General features: G+C 39.1%; 8 protein-coding genes. 5 read left to right on the top strand and 3 right to left on the bottom strand.

Annotation, left to right across the window (positions count from 1 at the left end; all coding sequences use genetic code 11):
* Positions 1 to 636 precede the first annotated feature (636 nt).
* Both LRP83_RS01535 and LRP83_RS01530 read left to right on the top strand, forming a co-directional pair.
* A complete protein-coding gene (locus LRP83_RS01535) occupies positions 637 to 5,625 on the top strand; it encodes a S8 family serine peptidase (RefSeq protein WP_230494906.1) in 4,989 nt (1,662 codons plus the stop codon).
* 531 nt (positions 5,626 to 6,156) lie between these two features.
* The gene (locus LRP83_RS01530) at positions 6,157 to 7,614 is read left to right on the top strand and encodes an S-layer homology domain-containing protein (protein ID WP_230494905.1); all 1,458 of its coding nucleotides are present in this window, start codon (positions 6,157 to 6,159) and stop codon (positions 7,612 to 7,614) included.
* Positions 7,615 to 7,991: 377 nt separating this feature from the next.
* On the opposite strand, the gene LRP83_RS01525 is transcribed toward LRP83_RS01530, so the two are convergent.
* Positions 7,992 to 8,252 (bottom strand): hypothetical protein, encoded by a 261-nt coding sequence (locus LRP83_RS01525; protein ID WP_230494904.1) that lies wholly within the window; start codon positions 8,250 to 8,252, stop codon positions 7,992 to 7,994.
* 155 nt (positions 8,253 to 8,407) lie between these two features.
* On the opposite strand from LRP83_RS01525, the gene LRP83_RS01520 reads away from it, so the two are divergent.
* The 3 genes from LRP83_RS01520 to LRP83_RS01510 all read left to right on the top strand — a co-directional run bounded on the left by LRP83_RS01520 (position 8,408) and on the right by LRP83_RS01510 (position 15,271).
* On the top strand, positions 8,408 to 10,873 hold the full coding sequence (locus LRP83_RS01520; RefSeq protein WP_230494903.1) for an S-layer homology domain-containing protein: 2,466 nt from the start codon (positions 8,408 to 8,410) through the stop codon (positions 10,871 to 10,873).
* A gap of 390 nt (positions 10,874 to 11,263) precedes the next feature.
* Positions 11,264 to 12,052 (top strand): S1 family peptidase, encoded by a 789-nt coding sequence (locus LRP83_RS01515; protein ID WP_230494902.1) that lies wholly within the window; start codon positions 11,264 to 11,266, stop codon positions 12,050 to 12,052.
* A 111-nt stretch (positions 12,053 to 12,163) separates the two neighbouring features.
* The gene (locus LRP83_RS01510; RefSeq protein ID WP_230494901.1) at positions 12,164 to 15,271 is read left to right on the top strand and encodes an S-layer homology domain-containing protein; all 3,108 of its coding nucleotides are present in this window, start codon (positions 12,164 to 12,166) and stop codon (positions 15,269 to 15,271) included.
* Positions 15,272 to 15,294: 23 nt separating this feature from the next.
* Here the strand turns inward: LRP83_RS01510 and LRP83_RS01505 are convergent, their stop codons facing one another.
* Together LRP83_RS01505 and LRP83_RS01500 are read right to left on the bottom strand one after the other, a co-directional pair.
* A complete protein-coding gene (locus LRP83_RS01505) occupies positions 15,295 to 15,789 on the bottom strand; it encodes an NUDIX hydrolase (protein WP_230494900.1) in 495 nt (164 codons plus the stop codon).
* 268 nt (positions 15,790 to 16,057) lie between these two features.
* On the bottom strand, positions 16,058 to 17,065 hold the full coding sequence (locus LRP83_RS01500; RefSeq protein WP_230494899.1) for a C40 family peptidase: 1,008 nt from the start codon (positions 17,063 to 17,065) through the stop codon (positions 16,058 to 16,060).
* Positions 17,066 to 17,345 lie beyond the last annotated feature (280 nt).

The raw sequence follows: 17,345 nt of genomic DNA, 5'->3' as shown, positions 1-17,345 counted from the left end.
CAATAGATAGCCTTTTAGACGCATACATGCTGAAAATAGACGCAATCTCTTTCAAATTCCACGCAATGGGACCGCAAAAAGACGCATAATAACTAAATCTTAAGAGTTATCTATTAAAGACACGTTTAAGTACTCTAGTTTCCGCACTCTCCAGGCTTTATGGGACCTTATCAATTGCGATAGTGAAAAGTTTAAACGAAAATGACCTCTTTTCGGTAAGATCATTTCCGTTACCAGAAGTTTTCCCCTGTCAAACTACAAATAGTTACCAAGGTCGGGATGACAAACGAGGTAATACCAGTACAACATGATAAGTTAAATAGTATATTAGTAGAAACCTGGCATCCATATTCCGCCAGGTTTTTCTATTTTTCGACAATTTATATAGGAATTTTCCAGATTTTTCGACAGATTTGTCGAATCATTCTAGTAGGTTGGAAAAAACATAAAGTGATAGAAAAGTAGGAAAGTATTTTTTTTATATAATACTTTGAGATTAATTATTTACTAATCCGAAACATATGGTTATAATTGGTTTATCAGAATATTTCAAATTGCAACTAGAGTGTGAATTTTTAAAAGAGTAGATTTATTACGTTTCTGTATTAAATCTATCAAACAAGGAGGAATGTTAATTTGTTTAAAAAGAGTACGGCAATCCTATTATCTTCTTTACTAGCTCTTTCCAGTACTGCAGCTGGGGCTTATGCTGCTGGACCGGTTCCGCTAGATCCAGTTCTAGAAAAAGGAAGTAGAAACCATTCGAATAAGGCTCCTGATGCTGTTTCTGCTCCGATTACAATTCCTACATACGCAGAACAAGATAAAGTTCGTGTAATTGTTGAACTAGAAAGCACGCCAGCTATTGAATACTCACAACAAAAGGGAATAAAGTATAGTGATCTAAGTGAAACAGTCAAAGAAAATCTTGAATCTGAAGCATTAGCTGAACAAAAAGATGTGGTATCACAGCTTTCTAAGCAAAAGTTGTCTATTAATGTTTTAAATCAATTCACAACAGTTGTTAATGGGTTTAGTGCAGAAGTGGAATATGGATCCATTAAACGCATTGAAGCAATAGAGGGCGTTTCTAAAGTTTATATTACAAATGAATACAAACGTCCAGAGACAAAGCCTGAAATGCTATACAGTAAAGAACTAGTAGAAGCACAAAAGGCTTGGGATGAGTATGGATTTAAAGGTGAAGGAATGGTAGTCGGTGTAATCGATACGGGTATCGATCCAGCACACAGAGACATGGTTCTTTCCGCTGAAACGGAAGAAGAGCTTACGAAAGAAGAAGTAGATCAAATTGTTGCCGATCAAAAGCTTCCTGGTAAGTACTATACAGAAAAAGTTCCTTATGGTTACAACTATATGGACAATAATGATACAATTCTAGACCTTGGCCTTGATGCTTCCATGCACGGAATGCACGTATCCGGTACAGTGGGAGCAAATGGTGATGAGGAGAATGGTGGTATTAAAGGGGTTGCACCTGAGGCGCAAATCCTAGCATTAAAAGTATTTGGTAATGATCCCGAAATGGCTTCAACATGGGGTGATATTTATGTGAAAGCCCTTGATGATGCTATTAAGCTTGGTGTTGATGTTATCAATATGAGCTTAGGATCCACAGCTGGATTCGTATCACCAGAAGACCCAGAGCAAATGGCCGTGAAACGTGCTGTTGAAAACGGTGTGTTAATGTCTATTTCTGCTGGTAACTCAGCGCACTTTGGAAATGGATTCTTTAATCCATATGCTTCTAATCCAGATATCGGAGTTTCGGGTTCTCCTGGATTATCGTATGATTCTTTACAGGTTGCTTCCTATGAAAATCAATATATGGATTTAGATGCAGTTACTTTTACAGTTGATGGAGCAGATTTGAAGTATCCATTTAATTCGGCTAGTTCCGTACATCCTTTAAGTGTAGAAACTAAAACATTTGAAATAGCGGATGGGGGTATTGGTCTACCTGAAGAATTAACGAATGTAGCAGGAAAGTATGCTCTTATTAAACGTGGAACGCTAGACTTCGTAACGAAAGCAACAAATGCACAAAATGCAGGTGCTGTTGGGGTTATTGTTTATAATAACGCTGGTGGTTGGGTAAATATGGCGAGTGATCCTGCCATCACAATTCCTCAGTTGTTTATGTTGAAAACAGATGGAGATGCTGTAAAGGCAGCTTTAGATGCTGGAAAAACAATAAGTTTGGCTTTTAATGGTGATAAAACAAAAGCTGCAAATCCAGATGCATCTAAGATGAGTGCCTTCACATCATGGGGACTTACGCCAAACCTTGATTTCAAACCAGAAATTACGGCACCAGGTGGACAAATCCTATCTACACTTAATGATAATCAATATGGTATGATGAGCGGAACTTCAATGGCTGCACCACATGTAGCTGGAGGATCAGCTCTAGTTCTTGAGCGTGTTGACAAAGAATTCAGCTTGAAAAACTTTGAAAGAGTGTTAATGGCTAAAAATATTTTAATGAACACGGCTAAACCATCAATAGATAAAGGGCTTGTTAATACTGCTTTTGGATTTAATATACCTTATTCTCCACGTCGTCAGGGTGCTGGATTAATGCAGCTTCACGCGGCATTATCAACTCCTGTTGTTGTAACAGAAGCTGTGACTAACGAAGCGAAGGTAGCATTAAAGCAAATAAATGGAGATAAAGTTACCTTTACTCTAAAAGCTAAAAACTACTCAGATAAAGATGTAAGTTACAATGTAGGGGTTAATGCTCAAACGGACCTAGCTATCAGTGGTTTCCTAGGATATCCAGCTGCGTCTAATTTGAATAATTTAGAAGCTCAACCTCTTGAGAATGTTGGCATTAAAATAAATGGGGCAGATACAGCTGTTATTAATGTAGCTGCTGGAGCTGAGGAAACCATAACTGTTGAACTTGATTTAACAAATGCTCAAGTACTAAAAGGTGCTATAAAGGGCGTGTTTGTTCCTGCAACAGATGTATTCACAAATGGTTACTTTGCTGAAGGTTTTGTTACATTAACAGACCCAACAGATAATAATCCGCAGTTAACAGTTCCTTACGTAGGGTTTAAAGGGGAATGGGACGAAGCGCCAAACCTAGATGCTCCTATGTGGGATTTAGACAATACGTTCTACGAAAGAACAGGAGTTACGAATGAAGCTGGTCAATTCCTAGGTTATGACTATTTTAATGATGAATACAACCCTGGATACATTGCCATCTCACCTAATGGAGATGGAATTCAAGATAAAGCCATTCCGGTTGTTTCATTCTTAAGAAATGCTAAGAAAGTTGAATTTAATGTCCTGGATAAGGATGGTAATAAAATTCGCACCCTCCGTACAGAAAATAATGCTACAAAGAATTATTATGATGGCGGACGTTCATTAGAGTATTCTTATAAACCTGCACGTGCATGGGATGGAATGGCTGATTTAAAATTTGTCGCTGAAGGCGATTACCAACTCGAAGTTCGTACAGTCATTGACTTCGAAGGGGCAGAATGGCAATCATTAAAGCTACCAGTCAAGGTTGACGTAACAGCTCCAACGATGGAAGCTAATTATGATACAGCAACCAAAACGATTTCATTCTCTGGCATTGCCGACAATGAAAATGGTAGTGGTGTTGACTATGTGGATGTTCTAGTTGATGGAGAGAGCATTCTTGAAGAGCCACTAGCGGGAGACACAGAAACCTATACGCTTACTGAATTAAACAACTCATCTTCTATAGATGTTGTAGTATATGATTTTGCAGGAAACAGCAAATCCGTACAACTTAAAGATTCTGTAGATACGGTTATTCCTGATGTCCATGTAATGACACCTGGAGCATTAGACACAGTCAATACGCGCAATGTTACAGTAACGGGCTACGTAAAGGATAAGTCTGGTATCCATGATTTAACAATCGGCGGTCAAGCAGTTGAACTTAAATACAACTCAACATTAAAACGTTACGATTACACTACAGTGTTGAAATTCGATTCCGATGGTGTAAAAACATTTGACATTAAAGCTGTAGACGGAAAAGGGAATGAAATTTCTTTCCAACGTAAAATATTATTAGATTCAACAGCACCAACATTAGAAGTAACAGGAGCTCCAGAAACGGTTGCAAATGCTACTTCAAAATCTACGGTTTCCATAAAAGTTGTGGATAACTTTGATGAAATTCGAGTTCATTTAAATGGAAACGAAATATACTATCACGAGTTTTTTGAGCCATATGAAATGAGAGGATTTAATAAGGTTGTTAAAAGTAACCTAGAGCTTCCATTAACAGTTGGCGTTAACAAATTCGTGTTTGAGGTAACCGATTTAGCTGGAAACAAAACAACTGTAACGAAACAGATTACTAGATTAACTGAAGGCACAGTTCCGGGTGGAAATACGAATCCTGGAGATACAACTCCAACACCTGTACCACCAACTCCAACACCAGACAATAAACTTCCTGGTAAAGTTGTGGTAGATGAAAAAACAGGTGAAGTAACGCTAAATCTTGATGGAAGTGGAGTAAGTAAGCTAGTAGATCCTACAAAGGATGCTATTACACTAGACTTATCAACCCTTTTCGAGAAGACTAAAAAAGTTACAACAGTGGTTAAAGCAGCAGATTTAAAAGCGGTTGCTGGGTTAAATAAGAATATCACAATCAGCACAGGCACTGAATCAGTAGACCTACCTGCTTCAGTTATCTCGGCACTTACATTAGTGCAAGCTGATAATGTTACGTTTGAAATTAGTAAAGCAGCGGCAAAAGATGTTCCTGCAACAAAGGGACACAATACGATTTCGGATGTCTTAAATCTTAACATTCAACTTGAGAAGGATGGAAAACAAACAGCATTCACGGCGTTTGCACAACCTGTAACGGTAAGTGTATCTGTAAAAGATAAGAAATTTGCAGATAAGCGTAAGGCTGCTGCTTACTATCTAAATGAGGATACAGGAGTGTGGGAATATGTTGGTGGTAAGGTTTCAGGTGAAAACTTTACATTCCGCACAAACCATTTCTCTCAATATGTAGTGATTGAAAACAATAAAACATTTGCAGATGTTCAAACGACTTGGGTAAAAGATGAAGTTGAAGTACTTGCTTCTCGCAACATCATTCAAGGTAAATCAGAAAATGTATTTGCTCCGAATGATAAATTAACTCGTAGTCAGTTTGCAGTATTACTTGCACGTGCACTAAATCTTCCTAAAGCACCTTACAAAGGGATATTTAAGGATGTAACGGCAGATCAATCTACTGCTCTTGAAGTGGAAGCTGCTTTCAATGCAGGTATTATTAAAGGAAAAACAGCTGATACATTAGGTGTTAATGAGGCAATCACTCGCGAACAAATGGTATTAATGCTTATCCGCGCTATCGAATACAAAGATAAAGCACTTCTAGCTAACGTGAAACCTGCTGGTGAATTCACAGACAGTGCTACCATTAGCGAAGATGCTCGAGAATCCGTTAAGATTGCAGTAGCGCTTAACCTTATCAAAGGTAAGCCAGATCAAACGTTTGCTCCAAAAGAAAACTTATCTCGTGCTCAAGCAGCAGTTGTAGTTTATCGCTTATTGAATACTTTTAACGAGCTTCAATAGGAGAAAGAGCAACGTAGCAGGAGTTTCGAAATAATGGAAAGGGTGTCCCAAAAAGCTTAACTTTGGGGCACCCTTTTTTTGCTTAAAAAAACAACCATGAACTTTCTCTTACAACCTAGAGGAATTACCTGCTTTTGGTTAGAAATCACAAGGTTTTCGCTGTTTCTATTGAGTACATGCAATGTGTTTGTGTCTAACTTGGGAAAATGGCGCAATAAGTAGTTTTTAAGACGCACAAATGCTGAAAATAGGCGCAAACAGCATCGAATTCGGCGCAATGAGACCGTAAAAAGGTGCATAAATGTAGATTTAAAGGATCTGAAAAGGAACAAGCTAAAGTACTCGTGTTTCAGCACTCTCAACGATCGTGTATGCTATAAAACTTGATCGGGGGCGATAACTAAAATAATTTTAAAAGAAAGTGACCTTCTTTTGGGTAAAATCAATGCAATTACCAAGAGTTTTCCTTTTTCATAAAACAAATAGTTTACTATAATAGAAGAAATAGAGATAAAGAGAGGTGACAACATTTTGAATAAGAAATTAATCTCAAGTATGTTGGCATTTGCGCTTATCTTTTCGATGAGCAGTATGTTTAATGCCACACATTCCTTTGCAGACGGGGAAAATTTAATAGTCTACAAGGATCCAAAAATCTATACAAACACTGAAATCAAAACAATGCTCCATGAAAGTGCGTTACAAAACGGCATTCCACCCGAAATTTTAAAAGCAATCGCCTTTATCGAAACGGGGATGCAACAGTACGATGCAACCACTGGTAACCCGATCATTGCTACAGACGGTGGTATCGGAATGATGCAGATTACGATGACAGACGAGCAGCTCCAAGCTCAAGGCATCGACAAAGAGAAGCTCAAATGGAACACGCGCTACAACATCGAAATCGGGGCTAAAATTTTAAAAGAAAAGTGGAACAATCCTAATTTGCCAAAGATTAATGATAAGAACCCACAAACGATTGAAAATTGGTATTTTGCGATTATGGCCTACAACGGTCTTTCAAAAAGAAACGACCCCACTCGCCCGCAGGAGCAACGTCCTTATCAAGAGCGGGTTCTAGAAGCGATAAGAAATAATGGACTTTTACCGATTAGCACAATACCAAGCGTAACCATTTCGTATCCAAACTCAGATGCGCCGGACTTGATGGCTTTCCCAGTTCAAGAGTACAACTGGCCAACAATCGGAATGAAATCCACGCAAATGTGGGTAAAGGGTCAAACTGTTTATACATTAAATAACCAACTGACTTATTCGAAGTTGCGTGACGGCGTAAACGGTGCGGAAATTAAGCAGCTTCCTCACTATACGCCGCTCCAAATCGTCAGTGGCCCTTATGAGGTCGATAGCTCTAACAACCACTATGTTATGTATGAAGTGAGTAACAACAGCACAAAGGGATACATCGCTTCCTCCAACGTACGTGGAGGGAACTTGACGATTTTTAAAGATGTCCCAATTGGAGAATCAGCTAGTGCCATCGCTTATCTTCAATTGAAAAACTTAATTAGCACTACACCGGATAGCTTATTCAAGCCAAACACGCCAATTCTGCGTGTTGAAGCAGCATCCATGCTCGTAAAAGAACTTGGTCTAACATTACCAGCTGGCTATAAAATGAAAGCAACTGATATGAAGCCGACAGAAGCGAATTACGAGGAAATGATGATTGCTGAAGCTCATGGTATTTTAGGAAAAGATGGCACTATCCGACCCAATGGTCACCTAACAAGAGCGCAAATGGCCGCCATTCTCGTGCGTGCATATGACAAGCTTTACACAACACCAACAACAAACGTAAGCTTCACAGACGTACCACCAACAAACTGGAGCTACAACGACATCAACACCCTAGCCTTTAACAAAATCACCGTAACAGCCAACGGTCCATACCGTCCAAACGGAGATGTCACCCGTTCCCAATTCGCCCTATTCCTAATGCGAACCATGGAACTCAGAAACTAAAATTTTATTGCGTTAAAGTACTGGGGGACTGTCCCCACAGGCTTTACAGCATTAACGCGCCGAGGGACAGTCCCTCGGCGCGTTGGTGTGTTAAAGGGAGATCGAGCTGGGAAATTAGTGGCCGAATTGTGAAAAAGCCGGATGATACTGGAAACGGTCGGAATAAACGTGTAAAAGGTCGGAAAAGGCTCTTGAAAAGTCGGAAATAACGGATTCTTAGTCAGAATTATTTTCGAAACGGGTTTTTTACCCTGAAAAAATCACGCTTAACACCTACAGTTGAAGCACTTTCTGCTTTGAAATACATAAAATTACCAAGTTTTGCAATTATCAGAGCCCTTATGTTTAATGGCTACTAATATTCATATTCACTTTCTTTAGTCATCTCCACCCCCACCACTATCCCCACTATCAAAGTCCTCGCCAGCAAGATTGTCATCGTTCCCATAATCACTATCAGTGCTATAGCCTCGTGCTCTCTTCCCTGGACCTTGACCTCTAGCCGACTGTACAAAATACCAAAAACCAATCAAAAAGCATACAGCTGCATACACCCACTGTGATTCGATCAATAGATAAAAACCAGCCACAAAGAAGGCCGTTCCAACTAATTTAAATATATTTTTTCGAATAGCCATCCCCTCCTGTAAATAAGTCCTTGTTAAATAAATATTCAGTCCATTAACCTTTTATCCAATCACATCCTAAATATACTTTTTCCAGTTTTATAGGAGATGTCCCGAGATTAATAGTCTGCTATAATACTAGAAAAGCGGTAAATGGGAGGTACATTGTGACGAATAAAACGCTACTATCACTACTATTCAGCTCAATTCTATTAATCTTTGGACTAAACACACAAGCGGATGCGAAAGTCGTAGACGAGGTGCGAACGAAGTCTGCACAGAGCGGTTATGAGGATGCCCACACTCTTGTTGCCCAATATAAAGGCGAAAAAAGCGGTGTAACCTTCGAAAGCTATAGCAGCTTATGGAAAATAACGGATAAGCTCAAGCAACTTGAAGCTGAGCTTTTAAAAAATAAACACGGTGAAGAACTTGCTTTATTAGGCAAAATTGTCATCATTCCAAACAGCCCTGCTGGTGAAAACGTTTTAGGTGAATACATGGCGAATTACAAATTCACCTCAACTAATGTATCGCTTTTAAGCAACCGAACGATTTATCTTTTCGGTGGAAATGAAAACACTACAATCCAAAGTATGGCCTACACGCTTTCCCATGAATACGGCCATCATTTCACCTTTTACCATCTATTAAATAAAGAAAATAAAATGCCGGGCACTTGGAAAACGAGCGAATATGCAAAAAGTAGAGGTGTACAATCAACTTCCTCTCCAGCCCATGATAAACCCTTCGGTGAATACGTTTGGGCACTGCCAGAAATCATGGCAGAGGACTATGTTCAGCTCTTTGGATCCGATACGGCAATTAAAGTGGGAGCCCAAATGAATGTTGAATTACCAACACCATTTGATGTTCCGACCATTCAGGAGTACTGGAACAAGTATCTTCCCAACTATGAGCCTAAGTCAGCACTTCCATTTTATTTAACTAGCTATGAAATGAATTCATACAATGCTAATATGTATAACCTCCAATTATTATTGCAAAACATGAATCAAAAACCGACGTACGTTCATGCAACCGAAGGAACTGGAAGGTATGAATCTGTCCGTTTAGACACGATTAAGGATACAGAGGAATCCAATAAATGGTACAACTATCGCCAGCTATCAAGTGATGTGAATTGGGTTCTGGATAAAACCGAAAGCGAAACAATGCGCTTAACAGCCATTCAGCACTCAGACATTGGATTTAATCGTGGTGCAAAATCACTCAAATTAAACTATAAAAACATTGCTTCCAATGTAACGAGTGGGGTAGAAGTTTTTAAGGATTCCAAAATCTACAACGCATCAGAAATTAAAACGATGCTTCGCGAAATCGCAGTTGAAAACGGCATTCCACCAGAAATTTTGAAAGCAATTGCTTATAACGAAACGGCCATGCAACAATATAATTCAGCAGGTCAGCCAAATATTTCCTCCGACGGTGGGATCGGCATCATGCAGGTAACACTGCCTGAAGTGGAAGCCATCTCTAAGGGTATCGACCTTGAGCGCCTGAAATGGGATACTCGTTATAATATCCAAATTGGCGCAAAAATTTTAAAAGAAAAATGGAACAACCCAAATTTACCGAAAATTAATGATAAAAATCCATCCGTTGTCGCGGACTGGTACTTTGCTATCATGGCTTATAACGGTCTTTCAAAAAGAAATGACCCAACTATCAACGGTGCTCTTGCTTATCAGGAAAAGGTCATCGACACCATCAGGAAGCATTCATTATTTCCAATTACCTATAATGATATTGAAAAAATAAACATTACCTATCCGTACCCAGATAAGCCAGATATCATGGTGTTCGCTGATAGCGAGTACAAATGGCCAAATCTAAACGACAAATCAAGACAAATGTGGTCTAAAGGAAAAATGGTTTACGCATGGAATAATCAATTAAGCTTCTCCAACCTACGTAACGGTGTAAATGGATCGGTCAAAAAGCAGCTACCGCATTACACACCGCTTGAAATTATCGCCGGACCATTTGAAGTCGCGGAAAAAGAAAATCATTACAGTATGTACGAAGTGAAAGGGAACGGATTTGAAGGATACATTTCTTCCTCTAATATAGTAGAAGGAAACGTCACTCTTTTTAAAGACGTCACTTTTGGAGAGTCAGCAAGTGCCATAACCTATCTTCAATTGAAAAAAATTATCTCAGGCTACCCAGATGGAACGTTTAAACCAAACCAAGCCTTAACACGCCGCCAAGCCGCAGCGATGTTAGTGAAGGAACTTGGCTTAACACTCCCAGAAGGGTACACAATGAAAGCAACGGACATGAAACCTGGTGATGCAAACTACCGAGAAATGGCGATTGTAGAAGCATATGGCTTCATGGGCAGAAACGGTAGTCTTAATCCAAAAGGAACCTTAACAAGAGCACAAATGGCTCAAATCATGGCTGAAGCTTATAAAAATATCTACAAACCGTCACTAGAAAACGCCAGCTTCACAGATGTAAAGAAAACAGACTGGAGCTACGACTACATTAACACCCTAGCGTACAACAACATCACAGTCACATCCGGTGGCGAGTTCCGTCCAAATGGACACGTTACAAGATCTCAATTCTCATTATTCCTAATGAGAACAATCGAAAAGAAGTAGGGTTTAAATATCCGAAACCAGGTAACCATAATAATGGTTGGTAAGTTGAAAGAGGGAGGCTCATGTCGAGTCTTCCTCTTTTGTTTTTGATATATAATAAGGACACAAAAGATCTTTCTTGGCGACCATTAGCGTGTTTTTTTTTGGGGGAACCAAGCACACAGAAGTTCTCACGTACCAAAAACCCACTCAAAAGGTGGAAAACGTGCACGCGAGAAGTTCTCACGTACCCAAAACCCGCACAAAAAAGGGAAAACGTGCACGCAAAAAGATCAGCATGTTCTTTTGGGAAGCTTTCAGGCTTCACCACACAACTGCATAAATCCACCCAGAAATACCAACCCTAAAAGGGTTGGTACATTCTTATCGCATTTGAAAGGAATAAGGTCTATGGATCATGATGATAAGGATTTATTTGAAGAACCACCTATAGAGGATTTCTTCAGAGTAGAGGAAGTAAGCGAAAAAGAAATGAAACGGAAAAAGAGACGCCAAAAAGGGATTAAAGTAGGTGCAGTCATTCTAGCCCTCTTCTTATTAATCAACGGGCTAGCCATCTGGACCAACGTCATCAACATCCCTGCGCTCCAATTCGTGAAAACGTCCTACCGCCTCTCACAAAAGGAATCGATTCAAACGGCGAAACAAGCGGTAGTGACAATTGAGGGGGAGAGCTCAAAAGGAACAGGCTTTAATATTCGAGAAGACGGACTCATCATTACCAACTCCCATGTAATCGAAAAAATGATTACAATAAGGATTTACTTCCCAAACGGGCAAGCCTATAAAGGAGAAGTTATTCTAGACAATCCTGAATTAGACGTCGCTATCCTAGAAATAACAGGCGAAAACCTTCCAGTCCTAAAGCTACAAGAAACTCAAAACTGGCAGGAAAAACAACATATCTATGTAATCGGTAATCCGTTAGCGTACACCCAGATTGCCAATGAAGGCGAAATCGAAGGGCTCACGTTAATAAATGACCGCCAAACACCCGTGATGCAAATTTCCGCGCCGATTTTTCGAGGAAACAGCGGCAGTCCCGTTTTAACAGAAAATAATGAAGTCATTGGCTTGGTCTACGCCACCACAATCCCCAAGTTAGCGAGCAATGAGAAGGCTTCAGGCCTTGCTGTTCCAATCGAACAGGTGAAAGCTCTACTAGAGCAAATTGACTAACGGAAAAAAAGTTTTTTTAAAAAATATATAAAAATTTAATAAATGATAAATAATTTATGAGGTTATTGGAAAATCTTAAAAAGATTAATCAAAAAGGGAGGACTACTTTAAATGGTACAAATTTTACGCCACGAATTGAAAAAGCAAGGTAACGAAACCGTACTATTTTTATACTTAGATCAAAGTAATACCGAATTTGCCCGTGAACTTGGGAGCCTTGATGACAATACGAAGGGTGACCTGGACAAGAGTGTTAACAATTATATCCGTAGTAAGCTACCTAATCTAAAACAAGCGACGGTAAAAATAATGGTCGGAGGCTTGCTAGTTACATCCTTTGCCTTCTCACCAGCTGTTGGTGGATTATTTGGTGGCGATGATAACCGTGCACATGCAGCTGAAGTGGAAGTAGAATACAAAGGCTTTGCTGACGTTAAGCCAGATCGTGAAAGTGCACCTGCCATTGAGGCACTTGTAAAAGCAGGGGTTATCAAGGGTTATCCAGATGGATTCCATCCTAGAGAAGAAATTTCTCGTCAGCACGCAGCTGTTATGTTTGTAAGAGCTCTTAAACTACCTACGGATAATGTAGCGGACCCAGGCTTTAAAGACGTACCAACCACACATCCATATTATAAAGAAATTGCAGCAGCGACAGCAGCTGGATATTTTAATAAAGCGGACGCGTTTAATCCAAATGGAAACTTTACTAGAGGTCAATCGGCATCCGTAATCGTACGTGCCTATGATTTAGAAGGAGATAAAACCTCTCCATTTACAGATCTAGCAGGTAGTGGTCATGAAGATGCTATTGGAATTATGTACAATCTTGGCTTAGCGAAGGGTGTTGGAAATGCCTACAAGCCAAATGATAATGTAACACGTGAACAATTCGCGATGTTATTACACCGTACAATCGAAGCACAAGATACAGTAGTGACTCCACCGCCAGTAGTAGCACCAACGGTTAATAGCCTAAGTGGAACGAACTTAAAAGAAGTAGTCGTAACGTTCAATAGTGCTGTTACAGGTGTAACAGCTGATAACTTCCTTGTAAAAGGAAATACAGTTGATGCGGTTGCCGTTTCCGAGGACGGAAAATCAGTAACTTTAACATTGAAGAATGCTATTTCTCAACAATCAGATGTGGAAGTCACCGTTAAAAGTAATGTGAAATTTGAGAGCGGTGCATCATTACCTGAGAATGTTGTCCAAACGATTGGGGTAACAGATGTAACCATTCCGGTTATGGAATCTATTGCACTGACAGGTCCAAATACTTTTACCATCAAATTCAGTGAGCCTGTAAAGGAAACTTCAGCTGGTAGTGGTTCTGTACTCATTAACAATGGAATCTTTGGAGTTGCGGATAAAGCTTTATCAAATGATGGCCGTACATTAACCGTTACGACAAGTTCCAATACATTAGCTGAAGGAAATTATGAAGTAAAAGTTAATGGATATAGTGACTATGCAAACTTTGCTGCAGTAGGTAAAACATTTAATTTAGATTATAAGAAGGATGTTACGGCTCCTACACCGAAACTAGTTTCTGCTTCTCAAAATGAAGTAGTTGTAGAATTTGACAAAGCAGTTACACAAGAAGGTGGAGCTAAATTAACAGCTGACTTCTTCTACCACACGTATTCTTCTTGGAAGCCAGTATCTGTAGATACAGATGATAATAAGAAATTTACATTAAGATTCTCTGATACAAATCCTGCAACTCAAGACTTTATCTTACCAGAAGGAAATGTAACGGTATCTGTATTAAAAGCCGTTAATGAAAAAGCGGTCGTTGATATGTGGGGTAATAAATTAGCGGATGATGTGAAATTAACGGCAACTATTACGGCTGACAGAACAGCACCAACTGTTTCAAACGTAGTAGCAACGAATGAAAATACGCTAGAATTAACGTTTTCTGAAAAAGTAAACGTGGCAGCGGGTAATTTAACGATTTCCGATTCGGCTGGTAAAAAAATAACTCAAACCATTACTGACTTGAAATTTAATGAAGATACATTAAAAGCTACTGTTACATTAAGCGGCAAATTAGCTGGTGGATCTTACACAGTAGAAGTGAAAGATGTAACCGATAAATCACTAACTGCTAACAAAATAACAACGGTTACACAAGCATTTACTGTAACAGATAAAACGCCGATCAACTTAACGGAAGCAAGTGCCACGTTAGTGGATAACACGACGGCTAAAGAACAATACATTTATGTATCATTCCCAGAAGCTGTTGCAACGACTGGACCTAACTCAGCCCTTAACAAAGATAATTACTTAGTTGCGGGTGGCCAATTAGCTGCAGGTGACAAAGTTGAATTATTTGGGAATGATGGTAAACGTGTGAAACTTACCGTTAAATACCGTGGAGCAGAACCTGCTGCTGTAGTTAAAACGGGTGATGATTTAACAATTGGACGTATTGCTGACTTAGCTGGAAATGTTCCAACTGCATTATCATCTGCTGTTGATATTAAAAATGATACAGCACCAACTACCTTTACTGCAAAAGCGGTTGGCTTAAATAAACTGGAATTAGTATTTCCGGGCGAGTTAAAAACCGTTACGGCTGATGGAATTTTAGTAGATGGTTCAGATGTGGATGCGGATCCGGATAATAAATCGTATACATCGGTAGCTTCTGTTGATAATGTAGAAATTAAAGATGGAAAAACACATGTAACCGTAACTGTTAAAGCATCTGACAAGCTAGCTGATAAATCTACTGCTGAATTAAATGCTCTATCAGTAAAAGTGGCAGATAATAAATTAGAAACGATTACTGGTCAAAAATTAACTAGTGTTGCGACTGTGACAGGTGTTGCTGATGGAATGGCTCCTGAACTTGTAGGAACCAATCCAGTGACAGTAGCTCATACAGCTGACGGTGCTACCATTACGCTTAGCTTTGATGAAGCACTAGCTACACTTCCTCCATTAGCTGCTGCTGATTTAGTCTTAACTGATGCTACTGGTAAAACATATGTAGCTGGTAAAGATTACACAGTTAACTTAAAAGCTGGCGATGCAACTAAATTAGAAGTTAAACTCACAGGTGATACAGCTGGGCTAGTTGGAACTAAATTTACCGTTTCTACAGCTTCTACAGTACACTATATTAAAGATGCTGGAGACAATTCAATTGCTACTTTTGCAGGTAAAACGACTGATGCACTACCTGCTGTTACAACAGCACCTTAAAAATCAGAATTCCCAATCGATCCTTATCGATTGGGAATTCTATTTTCTAAAAAGTCAACAATAAACCCACGTTGATACCTGGATAACCCTTCTGGCAAATTCTCTAAATGAAAAAACCCATATTGAGAAATCTCCGCACTCTTCTTAAACTCACCAGAAGTAAATTCTCCTACACAATACACATCCATTCGATGTGGATTCGGCGCATACTTCACATTCAAGACATTCTTAACACTAACAGATAAGCCAGTTTCTTCATATATTTCACGCTCTAAGCCTTTTAGAGGATCCTCATATTCTAACCAACCACTTGGCACCCCCCATGGCTCAGAGCGATACGTATGTTTTAATAATAATATTTCATTTTTCTCATTTACAATCAGCCCCAAAACAGCCACCAGAAAGCGATCATTAGCATACCACATAATCTTTGACCGCCATCTCTTCGGAATCGGAAGCCTCTTCCACAAATAAACCGCCACACGACTTGGAACCAACCTTCCCATCCGAGAACCCATCAAAAACACCTCCTTTAAAAACCGCTTTAACACAGTAAAGCAGTGGGGGACTGTCCCTCATCACTTTACTGTATTAAATCAAAGGGTAAGCTGGCGATACTAAATAAATATTCTCCCCCTTAAGCATTTATTTCCATTATCTCTGAAATTAATTCTTATTAAAATGGGAAGTCGCTTCTGATGGAAATGATTTTTGTGGGAATACTAATAAGGAGATCATCTTAACAAAACAAAAACGCCTAGAGTTTAAACTCTGAGCGCTCCAAATTTAATATAAAGCCCGATACAAAAACGCCACATACTGCGATCTTTTCACATCTTCGCGAGGTTTAAACGTGTTATCGTCATACCCAGCTGCCACTCCAGAGGCTGCAAGTTTCTGAATTGCTTCATAAGCGGGGTTATCACGGCTCACATCGGTAAAGTTTAAGTCCTTTGCAACACTTGGGCTTGTTCGAAGTTTAAAGGCGTTGTTAAAAATCACAGCAATATGCTCACGCTTTACAACTCCATCTGGATTAAAGTTACCAGAATTGTCACCTTTAATAATTCCTTCTTTAAATAACGCATTAATCGGACCAACCGCCCAATGATCGGAAGGGACATCTTTAAACAACTTCGAACGATTCGCCATCTTGAGATTTAAGCTTTCCGCAAGCATGGCAGCCATTTCAGCACGAGTAATCTTTTCTTCTGGTAAAAAGAAACTACCTTCGTAACCAACAATAAGTTCCTTCTTGCTTAGCGTTTGTACAGCTTCAAATGCCCAATGCGATTTCTTTACATCCTGAAACTGGCCAACCTCTAATGAATAATCTAAAACGCGAGTAGCGCCAACATAACGCTTGCTCCAATAAAAAGGATCATTCAATGCAGAAATCGAAACACCTTTACCATCTTGAGAATGGATAAACAGATTATTTCCTATATATATACCCGCATGTGAAATATCTGAACCATATGTATTAAAAAATACCAAGTCACCCACACGTAAATCGAAACGTTTAACGGGCTCGCCTTCCTTTGCCATATCCTTTGATATTCTTGGAAGATCAATATCTAATTGTTTATAAACAAATGAGATGTATCCAGAACAATCAAACCCACTTGGTGAAGTACCACCCCAAGCATAAGGGACACCAATAAACTTTTTAGCAATCGGTAAAAGCTGGTCGTAATTTACGGGTGAAGCTTCCTCTGTTTTCGCGAAAGTTTCTTTTTGAAAGAAAAAAATGAAAAAAAGTGAAACTAATACGAAAGTCGTACGTCTAATCATTTAGGAAAACCACCTCACTCAATGTCTTAATATAGAAAAGAATAGCATATTATGTAGAATAGTAGTTTTACAATTTTGTAACAAAATTGTAAGAAAAGTAGTAATAATTAGAAAAGTAGAGGCATAATATTGAGATGTTGAGGAAAAAAATATTGGAATTCCTTAAAAAACCTTGCTATTTTTGACAGTTTTTGTAGAATAGAGAGTAGGCAGTTACGAGTTTTATAGAATGTAAATGTTGATCTAATGAAATGGAAGGATATTACCATATCGTAATGAT

Source organism: Pseudoneobacillus rhizosphaerae, assembly GCF_917563885.1.
Lineage (GTDB): Bacteria > Bacillota > Bacilli > Bacillales > Cytobacillaceae > Pseudoneobacillus > Pseudoneobacillus rhizosphaerae.
The sequence above is the reverse complement of the archived record's forward strand: the minus strand, read 5'-3'. Positions and strand labels throughout refer to the sequence as shown.